Below are 19036 nucleotides of genomic sequence, written 5' to 3' on the forward strand. Positions count from 1 at the left end.
AGTCGAATATGAGCATGAAACAGACCCAGGCGGCGGTCCGCAATTTCGGTCAGGGCCAGACCCCGCCAGAGTTTATTCAGGCCCTGGCGGAAGTAAAAGAAGCGGCTCTGCGGGCCCTGCAAGAAACTGAACAACCCTGGCCGGATAGGGTTTTTGAGGTAGTACTTCAGGTGCTGCAGGAGATTTGCTCTGGTGCTTTGGACAGTCGGTTCCCCCTGGACTTAGCCCAGGGAGGGGCGGGGACAAGCCTCCATATGAATATCTGTGAAGTCCTGGCCGACGAAGTAGAAGGGCAGCTCGGGCAGTCCGGTTTGTTTCATCCTTTAGACGACGGCGCCCGCTCCCAGTCTACTAACGATGTGGTCAGCACCGCCGCAGTTATAGTGGTTCTGCGTCGCCTTTTGCGCCTTGAAAAGGCAGTCATCGCCCTGCAGGAGGCATTGGTTGAACGGGAACAGGCTTGGCGGGGGATTCCAGTAATGGGCCGCACCGAGTGGCAGGACGCCCTCCCCATGGATCTTTCCCAGGTAGCCTCCGCCTGGGCAGGATCGGCTGAACGGGACCGGTGGCGCCTCGGAAAACTAAAAGAGCGCTGCAGAACCATTCCCCTGGGCGGCACCGCCACTGGTACGGGCACAGGGGCATCGGCAGCCTACCTGTTTGCGGCGGAACAGCAGCTCCGCAGGCTCACCGGTCTCCCGCTGCAGCGGAGCCAGAACCTGACCGATGCGGTGACCCAGCGGGATGACTTTGCCGAGGTGGCTAACGGGTTTGCGCTGATTGGGGCCAATATGGTAAAGCTGTGCCGGGATCTCATGTTTTATACATCAACAGTGGTTGGGGAACTGGAACATCCCGCATTGCAATGGGGCTCCACCGCCATGCCGGTAAAGACTAATCCGGTGCTTTTAGAGTTTGCCATGGGCCTCAGTATCAGGGCCCAGCACCGGGCCGCGTCCATAGTTCACTATGCCCAGGAGGGTTTTCTCCAGCTTAATGCCTTTACCCCCTTTATGGTAGACGCCTTTATCGATGCCGCTTCCGATCTGGAACGGGCCCTCATCACCCTGTCCCGGGACCTGCTTCCGGCCCTCCAAGTCAGGCCTGACCGCTGTGTCCGTAACATACTGCGATCCCGGGCCCTGCTTAACCTCTTTCGCAGCGATCTCCCCTACGAGGAGCTTAAGGAGCTTGTCGATTCGTGGGAGGCTGAGGGTAGCGACTTAGACGCGGGTGTTTCAGGCATGCTTGGGCGGTTTGTGGGCGAATTATCCCGCCGCACGGGGCTAGAAATTGGCCTTATACAGCAGCGGTGCGCTCCCCTGTTTTGGTGTGTAAACAGACATGGTACCCCCCTGTTTAGCTCAGCGGACTTACATACTTTTAGCCTGGCTATTGCTAAAGCTCAGTGCCCAGGGGAGACCGACTCCCAGAAGGAGCAGTGAACATGATGATGACAGAAAAGATGCAGGAGGCAATGCCGGTCCTGCAGAGTCCCCTCTCAGAGTCTGCGGCTATTGTGGTGACCGGGCTTAGAAATGCGGGAAAGTCCAGTTTGATAAACACCCTTTTTGAGCGGGATGTTTCCATTGTGTCCCCAGTTCCGGGAACCACCACTGACCCGGTGAGCCGTAAAATGGAGCTTCCCGGCTGGGGCCCTGTCGCCTTTGTGGATACCGCCGGTATCGATGATGAAGGTGAACTGGGCGAGAAGCGGCGGGAAAAGACCGAGGCGCGCCTAGCTTCTGCTGCAGCGTATATTTTCGTAACCCCGGGCCACCGGGGCGTAGCTGGGGAAGAAAAAAAGCTTCTTGAGCGGCTCATTGCAAGCGGGAAGCCCCTGGTCATAGCCGTAACCCACGGAGACCAGCCGAACCATGGGGAAAAACAGCAATGGCTCGACGGGCTTGTTGCAGGGGGCTGCAAAATGGTTCGGGTGGATAACACTTCCCGCTCTGGCGGGTCGGAACTTCGCCGGCTTCTTTCTGCCCTGGCGGATCGGGCTGAGTTCGAAAGCGGCCCCTTGGACGGGCTTGTCCGCGAAGGAGACCATCTTTTGCTTGTGGTTCCCATCGACCTGGCGGCTCCCCGGGGGAGACTCATACAACCCCAGGTGGAAACCATCCGGGACGCCCTGGACCGGGACTGCCGGGTAACGGTGGTAAAGGAACGGGAACTCTACGAGGCCTACCGGAGTTTTCGCGAACCGCCCCGGCTTGTCATTACTGACAGTCAGGTCTTTTCCAAGGCGGCCGCCGACATCGACCCAGACCAGGCCCTGACGAGTTTCTCCATCCTGTTTGCCCGGAAAAAGGGAGAGCTTGCTTCTTTGGTGCGGGGGCTCCGGGCCCTGGAGCGTTTTAAGCGCGGCGGCCGCGTCTTTGTGATGGAAGCCTGTTCCCACCACCGGGGAGCCGATGATATTGCATCGGTAAAAATCCCCCGTCTCTTTGCCCGCCTGGTTACTCCCGATGCCCGGTTCCAGACGGTCCGCCAGCTTCCAGAGGATCTGAGTCCTGAGGACCTGGTGATTCATTGCGCGGGCTGCATGATGACCGGCAACGCAATGAGACACCGTTTGCAAACCATTGAGGCTCGGGGCGTCCCGGTAACCAATTATGGCCTCTTCCTTGCCTGGGCGAACGGGCTTTTGCCCCGGGCTATCAATATGCTTCCCGAATTTCCAATTCTCTATCCCGCTGGCGGATTGCCCGGTATTGGGAGTGGTAAAATTTTACCGCGTTGATGCCGGATCGGATGCCTTCGTCGACAAATACGGCTAAAAGGAGCGCCATAAGCCTCATTTCAGTGGTAACCAAAAGGATCCAGCAGGTGGCTACTATGAGTATGGTGCCGCCTATTTGGGTGTAGAGCATCCAGACCGTATTGCCTGTGCCTCGTATAGAATTGCCGGCAATAATGTTGAGTGCCTTGGTGAACATAGTGGTGCCGAAGAATACAAGGTATGGTGCGAGATGCACGGCGGTTGCCTGGCTGTGCCCAAAGAGCATGATAATCTGGCGGGGAAAAAGGGCGATTAACACCATGGTCAATGCGCTCGCCGCTTGGGAAAAGGCAATTGAATAATTAGCCGCAAGCAGAGCCTCCCGCGGATTTTTAGCCCCCGTGGCTTGGCCGACCAAAACCATACCAGCCACACCGATGCCGTTATAGAGGCTCATGGAAAGCATGATAAGGGTGTTAAACATACCGAAGAGTCCGCTCGATTCCTGGTCGTAGCTGTTAATCATACCGATCATAAGGACCTGGCCGATGGTCCAAAGTATATATTCCAATCCAACGGGAATGCCGAGCTTGAGTACCTTGCCAAAGAGGGCCGGAACCGGCCTTAGTACGGCCCTGCGGCGGATCGCAAGCACCTTGAACCGGAAAAGAAGGATAAAGAGAGCGAGATCTCCCAGAATAGCTGAAAGAGCTGTTGCCAGGGCCGCTCCGGCGATCCCGAGTTCCGGGAAACCGAGCTTTCCGAATATCATTACCCAGTCAAGGAAAATATTGATGATACACTTGGAGATAGCCACCACCATGATCGGCCGGGTGTTCCCGACTCCCTGGAACACCGCATTAGCGGTCATTCCAAAACCGGTGGTTAAAAATTGCAGGGAAAGGTTTGTAACATAAGCTGTTCCTAGAGCAAGGACTACGCCTTTGGCTCCAACCAACGAAAGCACCAGAGCTCCAGAGCTGCGCCAGAAGAGCAGGTAGATCAGGGATATGACCACATTAAAAAAGAGCGCGGTCTCTACAAAGCGCCGGGTTGTAAGGTGCCGTTTTGCGCCGATGCTTTGGGATACGATAATGGTGACACCCTGGGTTATGGCCATAAAAAAGGAAAAGAGCACAAAAAAGGGCTGGAGTACATTATTGACCGCAGAAAGGCCCCCTGAGGGATCGTACTGGCCGATAAAAGCCATGTCGGTGAGAATAAAGACATACTCTACCAGGGATTGCAGCGTAATTGGCAGGGCAATCGCAAAAATTGTTTTAGAGTAGGACGCTAATTTTTTCAACATTGTTTGTGTATTCCTTGGTTTCTAAAAGGGCCCGAAACGGATAGCAACCGCAAGCGCGAGGAAGGCTGATGTAATTGCCAGTATCATGAGCTGGAGTTTCCAGGTCCAGGCTATCCATTTAGGGTAGCTCACCACAGTAAAGGAGAGGGCTATCAGGAGCAGCGCATTGGTGGGAAACAGCATATTGGAAAAACCGTCTCCAAAATCAAAAGCGAGTACCGCTGTCTGCCGTGTAATACCAACAAGGTCTGCCAGGGGGCTTAAGAGGGGCATCATAAGAAATGCCTTTGCACTGGCAGAACCGATAAAGAAGTTCATTATCAGCGTCGTGGCATAGACAAGGAAGGCCGCTGCCAGGGGTTTTGAACCCTGAATAAGATTCGCGGCACCATAAAGAATCGTGTCCATAATTTTGCCGCTCACGATAATGTGCTTAACACTGTAGGCCATCAATATAAGCAGTATCCCCGGTGCCAGGTTTGCCGCTCCCTGGAGAAAGCTGCGGATAATATCCTTGCCTATCATTTTGGCAATGAAACCGCCGCCGATGCCGCCAATAAGGAAGAGGAGAGCCATAACAGGAAATGCCAGGTCCGAGAGGCCCGGTGAGCGGGCGGTGGCAAAGACTATCGCCATGGCGATGCCTACACAGAGGCCAAACCATGCGAGGGCTTTCTGTTTTGCCGAACTCCCGGCTGCTTCCGATTCGGAACCAGCTAAGCCCTGGGACGTAAGGCGCTGCCGTATCATTTCATCATCCTTATAGGACAGGGACCGTTCGGGATGCTTTTCTACCTTTTTTGCATGGTAAATGACAAACGCGGTAACCAAAGCGTAAACGGTAAAAAAGAAGATGATACGGAGCCAGGACCCAGAAAAGAGGGGCAGGTCTGCGATGCGCTGGGCTACCGCGATGGTAAAAGGGTTGGTTACGGCGCTGGCAAAGCCAAAGGCCAGGGGGAGGAGGCTGATACCGAGCCCGGTAAGGGAGTCCCAGCCAAGGGATATGGCTAAGGGAACGAGGAATATAATCATGGGGACCAGGCCTTCGTACACTCCAATAAAGCTCGAAACGGTCATAAAAAAGAGGATGAGCAGGGCAATAAGGAGGTATTTTCGGCGGGAGAAGCGGCGGACTAAAAGCTGGATTAGTTCTTCCATAACGCCGGCTCCTTCGAGGATTGCGATGGAGCCACCGACAGAGATAATGAAGATAATTATAGTAATCAGTGCCAGGTTTCCCGGTGCAAAAAGGACTTCCACGGGAGCGGTAAGCCATCTCCAGAGGGGATACTCCGGTTTATCTATTACCTGATAGGTACCGGGTACTACCAGGGTTTTGCCCTTATCGGTAATCCGTTGGAACTCTCCCGAGGGCAGTACCATGGTGAGGATTCCTGAAAAAATCATCAGAAGCAGTATGATAAAGGCTGAGAGTAAAAAAGCTTTGAGACCAATTTTTACCGCGCTCGATTTTGTGTTTGTGTCTGCCATACTTTTTCTTCCTTTAGCTAATTTCAAAATTTTCTCAATCTTAAAGGGTGCTTTTTTATAACCCTTCTATGAGCCGCTGATAAAAAGCTATACCTCGCTGTAGGTTTTCAAGGGAGATCCGCTCGTCATGACCGTGAATACGGTCCACCTCCGCCGGCGGGAGTTCCAGGGGCCCGAAGCGGTACACTGCCCTGCAGAGATCCGCATAATGGCGGGAATCGGTGGTGGCGGTTACTAAAAACGGAATGGGTTTAGCCTGGGGAAAGGTTACCGAGAGGGCCTCGACCAGTGCCTGCCATCCCGGGCCATGGTAGAGGCCGGCTGGACTTCCTTTGTCCGCCAGCACCGGATTGTTGGCACTTCGGTAGGGGCTGGGCCGGACTATCACCTCATCCATCCCGATTGCGCGCCGTACATAGTCGAGGGCAGATTCTATGGTATCCCCCGGCAGGAGTCTTAAGTTCAAAATGGCCCGGGCCTCTGCGGGGAGTATATTGTCGGCCTTGGCCCCAAAAAGCTGGGTCATGGCAAGGGTGGTTCTGAGGAGTGCCCTCGTAGCGGGACTCGTACCGGCAAGGGGATAAAAGAGGGGGCCTAACCTGCGAGAATTGCGTAATACCAGCGATTGGAGAACTCCTTTAGGAGTGCTTGTATCGACCAAGGGGGCGAGGCTTGTAAAAAAACTTTCCACCGAAGGAATGAGCTTATAGGGAAAGGGCCTTTTTGAAAGCCGAACCAGAGCCTCCGCCAGCACAGCCACGGCCTGCCGCTCTGGTGGCCGGGATGCATGGCCTGGAGCCTGCCGGACTAGGAGCTCAATATCGAGGAATCCCTTTTCTTCCACCCCAATGAGGGCTAGGGGAACCTGAACGCCGGGAATCTGGTTCAAGGCGACGATGCTCCCTTCATCGAGGAGCCAGGAAAAGGCCATATTCCGTTCCCGGAACCAGGAAGCGGCATTCTGTGCGCCGTGCGCACCGGACCGCTCTTCATCACCCCCGAAGGCGAACCAGATGTCCCTTTGGGGTACAAAGCCTCGTTCAGCCAGGGCTTCCGCAGCTTCCATGGCACAGATGAGGGTGTTCTTTGTATCTAAAGTTCCCCGGCCGTAAATATAGCCCTCTTTGATTTCCGCTCCAAAGGGATCGACAGTCCAGAGTTCCCGATCTACAGGAACGACGTCATAATGAGCAAGAAAAAGAACCGGGAGACTTTCATCTGCTGCATTTTGTATACCCGGCCACCGGTACAAAACACAAAAGGGATTTAAAACTATCCGTTCAGCGACCCTGTTGAATGCAGGATAGGCTTCCTGCAGAAAATTTTGAAATTGTTTCAGGGCCGAAAGGGCCTTCTGTTCTGCTGGGCTTAGGCTTGCATCCGTGCGCGACTCCTCGTGGGTCTCCGTAAGATTTTCGCTTGAGGGCCAAGATGTATCTATCTGAATGGCATTGCGGAATCGTTCAATCGATCGTTCTGTATTCATGGGAGCAGTATAGCATAATTTAGTGACAAGATAAGAAGACTATAAAATAAAAAATATAGTAAAGTACCGTTTCCCTTGAATTCACCTATCTCTTTGTTGTATATTATAGTAGACGTAGGTTCATATGCAGGGCATCAAAAGTTGTTACGTTGCGCCGTTACCGGTTCCTCCTTACGGTAACGGCGTTTTTTTTGTATAAAAATGTATTGATATGAAAGTTTATGCAGTGGTATTGCATAAACTTGCAAAATAATGTATAAGTCTGGTGATTTTATGTTGCAAGGAGCCACAATGGGCGATCACCAGCAAACAAATACGGGCTTATACAGCCGGTCTTACGAACATGATGCGTGTGGTATCGGTTTTGTAGCCGATATTAAAGGACGGCCATCCCATGATATTCTCCAGCGGGGTTTGGAAGTCCTGGAACGGATGGAACACCGGGGGGCCGAAAGTGCCGACAATAAAACCGGTGACGGTGCAGGGGTTCTCCTGCAGATTCCCCATGGCTTTTACAAATCGCTGGTACCCAATCTTCCCGAAAGGGGAATGTATGGTACTGGTTTGGCTTTTTTCCCTGGCCCCCTCCATGATAAAAAGGCAGAGAAACTCCGTGCAGCAATTACGGATGAATTGGAAAATCTGGCAGCAAAGTCAGGCCTTACCATTCTTGCCTGGCGTGATGTTCCTACCAATCCTGAAGTAATCGGAACTATTGCAAAAAAAGCTGAACCGGTTATCAAACAGATCTTTATGGTCCCTGCTTCGGGTAAAAGTCCTGAAGATCTGGAGCTGCGTCTGTATCTCTTTAGAAAAAGACTCGAAAAAACCCTCCGTGAAAAACCTGAATTCGTAGCGGCAAAGGATTTCCATTTCCCATCTCTTTCTTCCAGAACCATTGTGTACAAGGGCATGCTGATGTCCAGCCAGCTCAGGTCATACTTTACTGAGCTGTCTAACCCTGCCATGACCACTGCGGTTGCCATGGTACACTCCCGGTTCAGTACCAATACCTTCCCGGCCTGGCCCCTTGCTCAGCCATTCCGCATTTTGGCACATAACGGAGAAATCAATACCGTAAAAGGAAACCGTTTCTGGATGGCGGCCCGGGAAGCTCTGCTTCAGCATCCTGTTCTTGGAGATGATCTCAAGGAAATACTGCCGGTGATAGAACCGGATAAAAGCGATTCCGCTAGTTTAGACAATGTACTGGAACTTCTTGTTGTTGCAGGTCGGAGCCTGCCCCATGCGCTCATGATGCTCATCCCCGAGTCCTGGAATGACAAAAACCCCATTCCCCAGGAACTTAAGGCATTTTATGAATACCATTCTTGTATGATGGAGCCTTGGGATGGTCCTGCTTCGGTGGTATTCTGTGACGGGCGCTATGTTGGGGGAACCCTGGATCGGAACGGCTTGCGGCCTTCTCGCTATACGATTACCAAGGACGGCCTTATCGTTATGGCCAGCGAAACCGGTGTACAGGATTTTAGACCCGAAGACATAGCTCAAAAGGGCCGCTTAAAGCCCGGTAAGCTGCTCCTTGTGGATCTGGAAGAGGGACGCATTATCCCCGATGAAGAGGTCAAAGGCCAAATCGCAAGTCGCAAACCCTATGCCGAATGGGTACGCAAACAGGTGGTCACCCTGGAAAAGCTCCCCGAAATTGCCTTGGGTAAAACGGTTATTCAGCCCTCTGAAGAGAGCACAGTACTCTTTATGGAGCGCTCCTTTGGATATACCCGGGAAGATCGGGATAACCTGCTCCTCCCTATGGCAGAAAGCGGCCAGGAGCCGACCAGCTCTATGGGTACCGATACGCCTATCGCAGTGTTCTCTGAAAAACCCCAGCGGCCCTATGCATACTTTAAACAGGTATTTGCCCAGGTGACGAATCCTCCCATCGACTCGATCCGGGAAGAACTCGTTATGACCTTGACCAGTTTTGTGGGGCCCCAGCGCAATCTCCTTGAGGAAACTGAGCAGCATTGCCACCGGCTCAAAATCCTAAATCCTGTGATGACCCTGGCCGACTTTGAGCGGATCAAGGCGTGGCACGATCCGGAATTTAAGTACAAGACCCTGGATGCCACATTCTATGTGCCAAGCATTGGTGCTGCACAGACCGCAGGAGAGAAGAGCCACCTGGAAAGCGCCTTAGACCGGATTGTGGATGAAGCGGTCAAGGCTGTACAGGCAGGATATTCCCTTATCATCCTTTCTGACCGTGCAGCCTTAGCTGCAGAGGCGAGCCGTTGTGCTATTCCTGCTCTCCTTGCTACTGGGGCGGTCCACCATGGCCTTATTCAGGCTGGGCTGCGCATGAAAGCTTCCATTATTGTGGATTCTGCTGATCCAAGAGAGGTTATGCATTTTGCCCTGCTCTTTGGCTATGGGGCAGACCTCATTGTTCCCTACGGAGCCCTGGCTTCCATTGCTGCCATTTGCCGCTCTACTGATGCAGAACGGGCAGGGGACTATGAACACGCGGAGAAGAATTACCTAAAGGGTATCCAAAAGGCCATTCTTAAAATAATGAGTAAAATGGGTACCAGTACCCTGAGGTCTTATCGGGGAGCCCAGATATTCGAGGCGATTGGTCTCGGTCCAGAGGTAATCGAAAAATGTTTCCGGGGCACCACGAGCCGAATCGGCGGCGTTGGATTCTCGGAACTCGAAGCTGAAGCGGTTGCCCGTTATCGTGAGGCCCGTTCCGCCTATGAAAACCAGCAGGGGGCTACCCCCACGGTATTCGAAAGTCTTTTGGATGGAGATGGCCAGTACCGGTGGCGGAAGTTCGGCGAAAAGCATGCCTGGAATCCGGAAACCATATATCTTCTCCAGTGGGCGACTCGATCGGGGGACTATAAAAAGTTTAAAGAGTTTACATCCAAGGTTGATGAACTGAATCGCAGTCCCCATGTGCTTCGGGGGCTCATGGACTTCGCCGAACCCGGTACCGTTAAAGGGGCTCCCACAGGGCCGGTGCCGCTGGAAGAAGTGGAAAGCGTCGAATCTATCATGAGGCGCTTTACCACCGGAGCCATGTCCTTTGGTTCTATTTCCAAGGAAGCCCACGAAACAATAGCCATCGCCATGAACTCGATCCATGGCAGGTCCAACAGCGGCGAAGGCGGAGAGGATCCTGAGCGCTTTAAGGTTCGCCCCGACGGCACATGGGCCCGGAGTGCTATTAAGCAGGTTGCTTCCGCCCGTTTTGGGGTTACCAGTGAGTATCTGGCTAACGCAGAAGAAATCCAGATTAAGATCGCCCAGGGAGCCAAGCCCGGCGAGGGCGGCCAGCTGCCGGGCCACAAGGTTGATGCGATTATCGCCAAGACCAGGCACTCTACTCCGGGTGTAACCCTGATAAGCCCGCCGCCTCACCACGATATCTATTCAATCGAAGATCTGGCGGAATTGATTTTTGACCTTAAAAACGCAAATCCCACAGCCCGGATCAGCGTAAAGCTCGTATCCGAAAGCGGTGTTGGAACTATTGCGGCGGGCGTTGCCAAGGCCCATGCGGACAATATTCTTATTTCCGGTTACGACGGCGGTACCGGCGCAAGCCCCCAAAGCTCAATCCGCCATGCGGGGCTTCCTTGGGAGCTTGGGCTTTCCGAAACTCACCAGACCCTGGTTCTGAATGGACTGCGGGGCCGGGTCAAGCTGATGACCGACGGACAGCTGAAAAGCGGCCGGGACATCGTGATTGCGGGACTCCTCGGCGCTGAAGAATTCGGTTTTGGAACCGCAACTCTCATTGTTATGGGTTGTGTCATGATGCGCAAATGCCATGAAAATACCTGCCCCATGGGAGTGGCAACCCAGGATCCAGAACTACGCAAGAAATTTAACGGCAAGAGCGAATATCTCATCAATTTCTTCCGTTTCCTAGCTATGGAGACTCGAGAAGTCATGGCTTCCTTGGGTTTCAGAACCTTTGATGAACTGGTTGGTCGCACCGATCTCTTGGTTCAGCGGAAGGTGGACAAGTTTAAAGTAAATACGGTCAACCTTAAAGATCTTTTAACTAAGGTTGAGGGGCCTAAAGATATCGAAGGCGGAGAAGCGACCCACTGTATTCAGCATCAAATTCACAAAATTGATGACGTGCTGGATAAAAAACTCATCGATCGTTGTTTCGCCGCTCTGGATAAGAAGGTGCCTACGGCACTGGAATTCCCCATTCACAACACGGACCGGGCTGTGGGTGCCATGCTTTCATATGAGGTCTCCAAGCGTTTTGGTTCCCAGGGGCTTCCTGAAAACTTCGTAACCGTTGACTTTGCTGGTTCCGCAGGCCAGAGCTTTGGGGCATTCTTGGCTCCGGGTATTACCTTTAGGCTTGCAGGAGATGCAAACGACTATCTGGGCAAGGGCCTTTCAGGCGGCCGTATCGTTGTGACTCCTCCGGCAGGATCCACCTTTAAGACCAACGAGAACATTATTGTTGGAAACACGGTCCTTTATGGTGCTACTTCAGGTGAGCTCTATGTGGCAGGTGTTGCGGGTGAACGATTCTGCGTCCGTAACTCCGGTGCACTGGCAGTGGTAGAAGGTACCGGCGACCATGGGGCTGAATATATGACCGGCGGCCGCTTAGTAGTTCTCGGCCGGGTTGGCCGAAACTTTGCAGCTGGTATGTCCGGTGGTATTGCCTATGTGCTGGACCGGGACGGAGATTTTGAGTATTTCCTTAACAAGGGGATGGTAGAGCTTTCCCGGCTCGATAACGAAGAGGACGAAAACTTTGTCAAAGACATGATTCGCAAACATGTGTACTGGACCGGCAGCGAATATGGCAGGAGCATCCTTGATGCATGGCAGGAATATAAAACCTACTTTATTAAGGTACTGCCACTGGAATACAAGCGGGCGCTCCAGCAGATGAAACTGGCGGAACTGGATCGGAGACTCTACGAAGTCCGGGAACAAGAAGATATTACGGTGAGGGCATAACATGGGTGATCCAAAGGGATTTCTTAAGATACAACGTAAAGTTGCCGGCTACAGGCCGGTAGAAGAGCGAATAAACGACTACAGCGAAGTGGAACTCCAGCTGCCCGATGAAGAACGGCGGCTCCAGGCTTCTCGCTGTATGGATTGCGGTGTGCCCTTTTGTCATTGGGCGTGTCCGGTTTCAAATGTCATGCCTGAATGGCAGGATCGACTGTATCGGGGTGATTGGGCAGGAGCATGGGCAATACTGGAAAATACCAACCCCTTCCCGGAATTTACCGGCCGGGTTTGTCCTGCTCCCTGCGAAGCATCCTGTGTACTCGGTGCAAATGACGAACCGGTTACGATCAGGCAAAATGAACTTGCGGTTATCGAAAAGGCTTATGAACTGGGTCTGGTGGTTCCTCGGCCGCCAAAGAAACGAAATGGCAAAAAGGTTGCTATTGTTGGTGGCGGGCCTGCAGGACTTTCAGCCGCCTATTACCTGAATAGGGCTGGCTTTTCCGTTACGGTCTACGAAGCTGATAGAACCTTAGGTGGATATCTCCGTTACGGTATTCCCGACTTTAAGCTGAACAAGGGTTTTATCGACCGGCGCATCGCTATTATGGAAGCCGAGGGCATAGTCTTTAAAACTAACCATCGGGTTGGTTCTGCCCGGTATAGTTTCGGAACTGCCGGTACCGATGCGGTACTCGTGAATGCAAAGGATTTAGAGCGGGACTTTGATTTAGTGCTTCTGACAATTGGGGCTCGTGATCCCCGAGACCTTACCGCGCCAGGGCGGGAACTCAAGGGAATAGTCCAGGCTTTGGATTATCTAGCTCTGCAAAACCGCTCCTGCGCCCAAGAAGCCTGCGAAGATGGCATTGAGCCGATTACTGCCTTTGGAAAGCGGGTGGTTGTTATTGGAGGCGGTGATACCGGGGCTGACTGTGTTGGTACTGCGAACAGGCAAGGGGCTATCCGGGTGACTCAGATTGAAGTACTCCCCAAACCGCCGGAGCATAGGCCTGCCAATGAACCCTGGCCGCTCTGGCCCAAGGTGCTTAAAACATCCAGTTCCCACCTGGAAGGTTGTGAACGGCTCTGGTCAGTCAATACGAAGGCCTTTATTGGCCGAAATGGACAGGTCGAGGCTATTCAGGCTTGCCGGGTTGAATGGACCGAAAATAACGGCCGCTGGACTATGGCTGAGGTTCCGGGTTCCGATTTTGAAATCGGTGCAGACCTGGTATTGCTTGCCATGGGCTTTACCCATGTGGTGCAGGATGGAATCGTAAAGGATCTGGGTCTTGAATTGGATGAGCGGGGTAATATCCGGACCCGGGGGACCTTCCATACCTCCAATCCAAAGGTGTGGGCTGCAGGAGACTCCCGTAATGGTGCGAGCCTAGTTGTCCGTGCTATTGCTGACGGTCGTGCCGCTGCCGAAGCTATGATAAAAAACCTGGGTTAATGAGGTTCTTAAAAACTCAGAGAGTTTTGAAATAGGCTCAGGTCGCTAAAAAAGGGGTTTCAGGCTTGATCCTGAAACCCCTTTATTTTTTCGCATAATTTTAGAATGAAAGTTTTCCGCCGATAGTGAGCGCCAGGGTTGCAAGGTAATTGGCTGTATCCTTCTCGGTCGACTGGGTCCAGAATTCGCTTGGATACTGGGACACCCCTGCGGCAGATCCACCGATAAATCTAAGGTTTACAAAGCTTTCAAGTTCTGGGCGAAGCTGTACACCGGCCCGCACCGACGCGTCCAGCAGGGAGCCTTCAAAATTAAAATCGGCTCCGTTAATAAATGCGCTGGAAGCGTAAATACCGGTCATGTCAAAGCCTGCATAAAGCCAATCGGTGATAGGAAATTTACCGCTAAGAGCGAGGGCTGGCACGAGTCCCAGATTCTGCGATACCGCCCGCTTAGATCCATCAACAGAGGTAAACCTGATTGATGCGTTGCGGAACTGAAGCGCACCACCTAAGGATAGCTCTGCAGATCCGGGCAGGAGGTCATACAGATAGGTGAAGCGGTAGAAAGGGAAACTGTAGGTTATGTTGACCACATCGTTTGGATCGAAGGTAACCGTATCGATAGTAAAGGCACTCCTGGCGGTTATTTCAGTAGCCAGTTCAAGACTTTGATACAGGAAACGGACCTGATGCCGGTCATACAATGAGAGCGAAGCCGTAATCCGTTCAAAGGGGAAGAGAATTTCCTGCCCCCCTTGGTTCACAAAATTAAAGTTAGTTCCGTTCGTACCAACCCGATAAGTATGATAAACCACCTTGAGGGCTCCCGATTCGGCTTCAAAGGTAACCTTGAGGGGCTTTTCTTGGGCAAAACTGAACACAGACAGGACTAAAAAGAAAAGCGATAAACTAAAACGTTTCATAGATCCTCCATGGGTTTAATATACTCATAAAGGATCAAAAATGCGAATAGTTATGACTTTTCAAGTCTCGGTTTTATCAGGGGCCGGGTTTTGTTGTTTTTCCAAGGCTGCAGCCGCTTCGTCCCGGGCAAGCTTTCGGTTATAGAGCAGAATTCCCAGAGCGCCAATGACGATAAAATCAAAGAAGGTTTTTTCCAATGCTGGGTCAACAGTGAATCCAATAAATTGCTTCGCTACTGCGTAAAGGATCATGGCGACCCCGATGCTAGCGATAATCCATAATAATGAGGTACGATTCAATTTCATAGTCATAGGATAGCAGAATACATCTTTTTCGGTAAGCCTTTCCATCATTGACCGGTATGGGGTATACCGGGTAAAAGAGAGTATGGATTATACATCAGACATACGGGCAGTCGCCATTGATTTGGACGGAACAACCTTGTGTTCCGACGGAACCATGGGTGAGTTTACCCAGAATACTCTTAAACTGTGCCGCGATAAGGGGATACAGGTTATACTTTGCACCGGACGCAGCCCCGCTGCGGCGGAGCCTTTTCGGTACCTGCTTAATATTACGGGCCCCATGGTTTATTATAACGGAGCGGCGGTTATCGATATGCCCAATGGCACGCTACGGGCGGGAAGTCTTGTACCCCCGGATATCATTCAGGGCTGTGTGGATATAGCTTTACAGCGTGATATTCATTTTCATTCCTTTTTACCCGGCGATTGGCTTGTATATCAAAAGGAACGGGCAGAAACTGCGTTGTATGAGAGCCGGACCGGATTAAGGGGCCGTGTGGTCGATATGAAGGCCCTCTTTGGTTACGGGGATGGCAAGCAGACAGGTGCAATTAAGGGCATGTTTATTGCTGATCCGGCTATTTTGGACGAGGTAGAAAAGGAACTGGACAATCGGTTCGATGGCCGCATTTATAGAGCTCGAAGCCATAACAATTATTTAGAAGTGATGGCCGCTGGGGTTTCCAAAGGGCAGGGCCTTTCGGTAGCCCTGCAATTACGGGGAATACCCTCTGAAGCGGCAATAGCCTTTGGGGATGCGGAAAACGATCTTCCCATGGCGGAGGTGGTATCTCATTTTTATGCCCCCGCTAACGCGATTGAACCGGTGCGGATGCGGTCTTATGCGGTAGTAGAATCGAACGACGATGAAGGACCAGCCCGCTTTCTCTGGAAATTGCTGCAGGAATAGCTTAATATTTAAAAACAAGGGTTAAACATGACTGGCTGGCTCATTGCAGTAATCTATGTTATCCGTGTTTCATTGGGGATTCTGTTTCAGATTGGTCCCTTTTGGTTAAGCATTGCGGCGGGGATACTCGCCGGATCTCAATCATTGGTCACGGTAGTGTTATCACGGGGGGCTGCGAAAGCGAGGATTACAAAGGGGATGCAAAACCTGATTGACCTTGCATCCTGGGTACTGCTCTCAGCTTTTTTTGGGTTTGATGCCTTTTTTAGCAATTCTTCATTATTTTCACCTTGGGCCCTCCTCATTGTTGCACCCATTGTGTTGAACCCCTGCGAAGCCGGCTCTTTTTCGCTTTTTGCTGCCGTTCTTCCTTCTGCTTTGGGAATCGCTGATGCTGCAGGAGCCTTTTCCGGCGGCAGTCCCCGCTATGGAGTCATTATTTCAGTCTTAGCTGGTTTTGCCCTTGGTTCTGTTGCACGGACGAAGGGGCTCAAGCGGAAGGCCGAACTCGACCTTGCTTTGGCAAATCAACAGGATCGGGAACGAAAAATATTGCAGCTTAAAGATGCAGAGGTAGAGATTGCTGCCCGGATCCAACGGACTCTTTTAGTAGACCAGACTGAAGAAGGCCCCAAGGATGTGGTCCTGGATGCTATCACGGTGGCCTCCAATGCGGTGGACGGCGATTTTTATGGTCTAATCCCCTACAGTGCAAGCGAAATTGATGTGCTGGTCGGTGATGTGATGGGAAAAGGTGTTCCCGCAGCTCTGGTTGGCGCAGCCCTTAAAGGGGCCTTTCTGCGTCAGGCCTTACGGCTTATCGTTGAACATCAAGGGCGTCTTCCTACTCCGGGAGAGCTTGTTACCGCTGTGCATGGATCTATAGTAGACCAACTCATGGACCTGGACCGGTTTGCAACCCTGCAGTATATTCGCTTTAATACTAAAAAACTCACTATGACCTATGTGGATTGCGGACATACCCCCTTTATTCACTATGATGCAAGTCTTGGGGTCTGTTGGGTGCTTAAGGGTACCAACCTTCCGATTGGTTTTACCGATGAACAGGTGTACCATTCCTATGAAATACCCCTTTCGCCGGCGGACCGTCTGCTTTTTTATTCCGACGGAATTAGCGAGGCAAGCAATGAAAAGAAAGAGCTTTTCGGTGAATGGCGGCTTGCGGACATTTTGCGGCAGAACGCCTACTTAGAACCACGGGAACTCCTACGACGCATATTGAATACGGCTATGTTTTTTGCCTCCGCCGAAGGATTTAGGGATGATGTCACCTGTATTGCGGTAGCAATGGATCCCAAAGCTCGGTCAGAAATTAAAAAATCACGGGAATTTTCCTGCGAGATGCAGAGCCTCGCTGGGGTCAGTTCATTCATCGATCTGGTACTTCCTGAGAATCTTGAAACTGCCAGAAAGACCGCAATTACTGAATCGGTACTGGAAGCGACGGAGCGGGTGTTGCAGCACCTCAAAGCGATCCAAACTGATAAACCCAAGCCTGTCATGGTTGAGTGGGAAGAAGCAGGAGAACTATGCGCTGGCGCAGTGTACGAGAAGGGCGCACAAGAAACTACCGATAAGCTCCCCGCTGAGGCCGATGAACTGGAAGAACTGCCGGGAAATGATTCCCTGCCCACACTTATGGCTTATCGATTGGAATACCGCAGTACCGACTCATGGATCAGCATCCGTATCCTGTATCATGGAGCGGCCTTACCCCAACAGCGAGGAAAAGCATTAGATATCTGCAAAGCACATAAACCCGATTCAGTCTATGTAGCCCAAGGGCAGGATAACCTGGCTATGGTAGGTTTGGTGTTCTATATGTAGGTTTGACAAAAACCACAAAATATGCCATGGTTCCGTATGCAAGCCCGCAGTATTTTTCAGAATATATCCCCTATAGATCATCGATATTCTCTTTCGGAAAAAAATCTTTTTGACGCCCTTGTTCCCTGGATTTCGGAGGAAGCGGCGGTTTCTTCCTGTGTCAAGGCGGAGATTGCCCTGGTTAAGGCCCACCTGACCCTTCGAGGACAGGATACCCAGGAAATGTTAACAGCTTTGAAAAAGGCTGAAGCCTCCATTGACCCAGAAATAGTATATGCAGAGGAAGAAAAGACCCGCCATAACATTCGAGCCTTGGTGAACGTGCTCAAAAAAGCGGTTCCCGAAGCGGTGGCCCCTTTGGTACACCTGGGAGCCACCAGTGTGGACATCCTGGATACAGCCCTGGCCTACCGGATGAAAGGGGTGACGCGCTCTGTGGTGCTGCCTCTTCTTAAAAAACTGGAGCTTGCCCTCTGTGATTTGGTAGAACGGGAGGCTGAAACTCCCCAGGTTGGCCGGACCCATGGTCAGCATGCGGTTCCCATAACTGTAGGTTTTGCCCTTTCTGAATACGTTTCCCGTCTCGGAAAGTCAATTTTAGAAATTGATGAAAGATCCAAACAACTCAAAGGAAAGTTAGCCGGTGCGGTAGGCGCTTATAACGCCACGAGCGTCCTCGTTAAGGACCCTGAAGCTCTTGAACGGCTTTATCTTTCAGAGCTGGGCCTTGAGCCCTCAGAGCATTCTACCCAGCTCGTAGAACCCGAATACCTCTTGAGGCTCCTTTTAGAATTTAATGTGGCCTTCGGTATTATTGCAAACCTGGCGGACGACCTGCGGAATTTGCAGCGAACTGAAATCGGAGAACTGCGGGAAAACTTTGGTGCTGATCAGGTGGGTTCATCTACTATGCCCCAGAAACGAAACCCCTGGAATTCGGAACATGTGAAAAGCCTCTGGAAGGCCTTTAGCCCCCGGGTTATGACCTTCTTTATGGACCAAATCAGCGAACATCAGCGGGATCTTACCAATTCGGCAAGCCAGCGTTTTGTGGCCGACTATGTGGCTGGCTTCTGCCAGGCCATAGAGCGGATGACTTCCGTAGTTCAGGGCCTTGGTGTGGACCGGGATCGGCTCATGTACAACCTGCGAGGCGGCCCCGGCAGCGAAGCCGGAAAACCCGGCCAAGCAGGGCAAGCGATCCGGGCCGGCCAAGGTTCCGGTATTGTTGGCGGCGTCCTTGCAGAACCGGCTTATATACTCCTCGCAGAAACCGGCGTTTCCGATGCCCATGAAGTTATCCGCCGAATTACCCTTAAAGCCGAACAGCAGGCTCTTACTTTTGCTGAAGCTCTGGAACAGGAGCCAGAGATTCTTGCCCGCATCGGAGGCAAGATGGCCGAACTCGGCCTTGTGCCGTCTGCCGCAGATGCCCTGTCCTTTTTCCGCCAGCCCGAGCGGTACTGCGGCCTGGCAGTTAAAAAAGCCCGGACGCTTGCGGCCAAATACCGCCGGCTCATGTCCGAATAACTATGGAATTATGGCGCCCCTGTGGGCGCCTTTTTTGTATACCGGGCCCTGAGGGGCTCCGTACCTGTGTTTACCGAAA

General features: G+C 52.1%; 12 protein-coding genes. 7 read left to right on the top strand and 5 right to left on the bottom strand.

The window, feature by feature from the left end; all coding sequences use genetic code 11:
- Positions 1-8: 8 nt before the first annotated feature.
- Positions 9-1445, top strand: coding sequence for a lyase family protein (locus Q7P68_RS04430; RefSeq protein ID WP_304223308.1), 1437 nt, complete (start codon positions 9-11; stop codon positions 1443-1445).
- Positions 1446-1447: 2 nt separating this feature from the next.
- On the top strand, positions 1448-2746 hold the full coding sequence (gene hydF, locus Q7P68_RS04435; RefSeq protein ID WP_304223310.1) for a [FeFe] hydrogenase H-cluster maturation GTPase HydF: 1299 nt from the start codon (positions 1448-1450) through the stop codon (positions 2744-2746).
- Here hydF and Q7P68_RS04440 read toward each other — a convergent pair.
- Genes Q7P68_RS04440 through Q7P68_RS04450 form a run of 3 tightly spaced genes read right to left on the bottom strand, consistent with a single transcriptional unit; the run spans position 2664 to position 7014 of the window.
- Entirely contained in the window at positions 2664-4034 is a 1371-nt protein-coding gene (locus Q7P68_RS04440; protein WP_304223312.1) for an MATE family efflux transporter, read from the bottom strand. The genes hydF and Q7P68_RS04440 overlap by 83 nt on opposite strands.
- 21 nt (positions 4035-4055) lie before the next feature.
- Complete coding sequence (locus Q7P68_RS04445; protein ID WP_304223315.1) at positions 4056-5528, bottom strand: YfcC family protein; 1473 nt, start codon at positions 5526-5528, stop codon at positions 4056-4058.
- 55 nt (positions 5529-5583) lie between these two features.
- Positions 5584-7014, bottom strand: a complete 1431-nt coding sequence (locus Q7P68_RS04450; RefSeq protein ID WP_304223318.1) for a M20/M25/M40 family metallo-hydrolase — start codon at positions 7012-7014, stop codon at positions 5584-5586.
- A 291-nt stretch (positions 7015-7305) separates the two neighbouring features.
- On the opposite strand from Q7P68_RS04450, the gene gltB reads away from it, so the two are divergent.
- Positions 7306-11979, top strand: a complete 4674-nt coding sequence (gltB, locus tag Q7P68_RS04455) for a glutamate synthase large subunit (protein ID WP_304223320.1) — start codon at positions 7306-7308, stop codon at positions 11977-11979.
- Position 11980: 1 nt separating this feature from the next.
- Positions 11981-13438: a glutamate synthase subunit beta gene (locus Q7P68_RS04460; RefSeq protein WP_304223322.1), complete on the top strand. Its 1458-nt coding sequence runs from the start codon at positions 11981-11983 to the stop codon at positions 13436-13438.
- A 100-nt stretch (positions 13439-13538) separates the two neighbouring features.
- On the opposite strand, the gene Q7P68_RS04465 is transcribed toward Q7P68_RS04460, so the two are convergent.
- A complete protein-coding gene (locus Q7P68_RS04465) occupies positions 13539-14363 on the bottom strand; it encodes a hypothetical protein (protein ID WP_304223324.1) in 825 nt (274 codons plus the stop codon).
- Positions 14364-14423: 60 nt separating this feature from the next.
- A complete protein-coding gene (locus Q7P68_RS04470) occupies positions 14424-14669 on the bottom strand; it encodes a hypothetical protein (protein WP_304223327.1) in 246 nt (81 codons plus the stop codon).
- 82 nt (positions 14670-14751) lie between these two features.
- Between Q7P68_RS04470 and Q7P68_RS04475 the strand changes: the two genes are divergently transcribed.
- The 3 genes from Q7P68_RS04475 to Q7P68_RS04485 are packed head-to-tail and all read left to right on the top strand — an operon-like array spanning position 14752 to position 18957.
- Positions 14752-15579: an HAD family hydrolase gene (locus Q7P68_RS04475; protein WP_304223329.1), complete on the top strand. Its 828-nt coding sequence runs from the start codon at positions 14752-14754 to the stop codon at positions 15577-15579.
- A 27-nt stretch (positions 15580-15606) separates the two neighbouring features.
- Positions 15607-17427, top strand: coding sequence for a PP2C family protein-serine/threonine phosphatase (locus tag Q7P68_RS04480; RefSeq protein WP_304223332.1), 1821 nt, complete (start codon positions 15607-15609; stop codon positions 17425-17427).
- A gap of 36 nt (positions 17428-17463) precedes the next feature.
- Positions 17464-18957, top strand: a complete 1494-nt coding sequence (locus tag Q7P68_RS04485; RefSeq protein WP_304223336.1) for a lyase family protein — start codon at positions 17464-17466, stop codon at positions 18955-18957.
- Positions 18958-19036: the final 79 nt, after the last annotated feature.

This window comes from Gracilinema caldarium (assembly GCF_029265695.1).
Taxonomy (GTDB): domain Bacteria; phylum Spirochaetota; class Spirochaetia; order Treponematales; family Breznakiellaceae; genus Gracilinema; species Gracilinema caldarium_A.

What these genes read in the sequence shown, in the direction of transcription:
- Q7P68_RS04430 (WP_304223308.1), top strand. Translation starts at nt 9, where the DNA reads ATGAGCATGAAACAGACCCAGGCGGCGGTCCGCAATTTCGGTCAGGGC.
- hydF (WP_304223310.1), top strand. Translation starts at nt 1,448, where the DNA reads ATGATGATGACAGAAAAGATGCAGGAGGCAATGCCGGTCCTGCAGAGT.
- Q7P68_RS04480 (WP_304223332.1), top strand. Translation starts at nt 15,607, where the DNA reads ATGACTGGCTGGCTCATTGCAGTAATCTATGTTATCCGTGTTTCATTG.
- Q7P68_RS04440 (WP_304223312.1), bottom strand. Translation starts at nt 4,034, where the DNA reads ATGTTGAAAAAATTAGCGTCCTACTCTAAAACAATTTTTGCGATTGCC.
- Q7P68_RS04465 (WP_304223324.1), bottom strand. Translation starts at nt 14,363, where the DNA reads ATGAAACGTTTTAGTTTATCGCTTTTCTTTTTAGTCCTGTCTGTGTTC.
- Q7P68_RS04475 (WP_304223329.1), top strand. Translation starts at nt 14,752, where the DNA reads ATGGATTATACATCAGACATACGGGCAGTCGCCATTGATTTGGACGGA.
- Q7P68_RS04450 (WP_304223318.1), bottom strand. Translation starts at nt 7,014, where the DNA reads ATGAATACAGAACGATCGATTGAACGATTCCGCAATGCCATTCAGATA.
- gltB (WP_304223320.1), top strand. Translation starts at nt 7,306, where the DNA reads ATGGGCGATCACCAGCAAACAAATACGGGCTTATACAGCCGGTCTTAC.
- Q7P68_RS04470 (WP_304223327.1), bottom strand. Translation starts at nt 14,669, where the DNA reads ATGAAATTGAATCGTACCTCATTATTATGGATTATCGCTAGCATCGGG.
- Q7P68_RS04460 (WP_304223322.1), top strand. Translation starts at nt 11,981, where the DNA reads ATGGGTGATCCAAAGGGATTTCTTAAGATACAACGTAAAGTTGCCGGC.
- Q7P68_RS04445 (WP_304223315.1), bottom strand. Translation starts at nt 5,528, where the DNA reads ATGGCAGACACAAACACAAAATCGAGCGCGGTAAAAATTGGTCTCAAA.
- Q7P68_RS04485 (WP_304223336.1), top strand. Translation starts at nt 17,464, where the DNA reads ATGCAAGCCCGCAGTATTTTTCAGAATATATCCCCTATAGATCATCGA.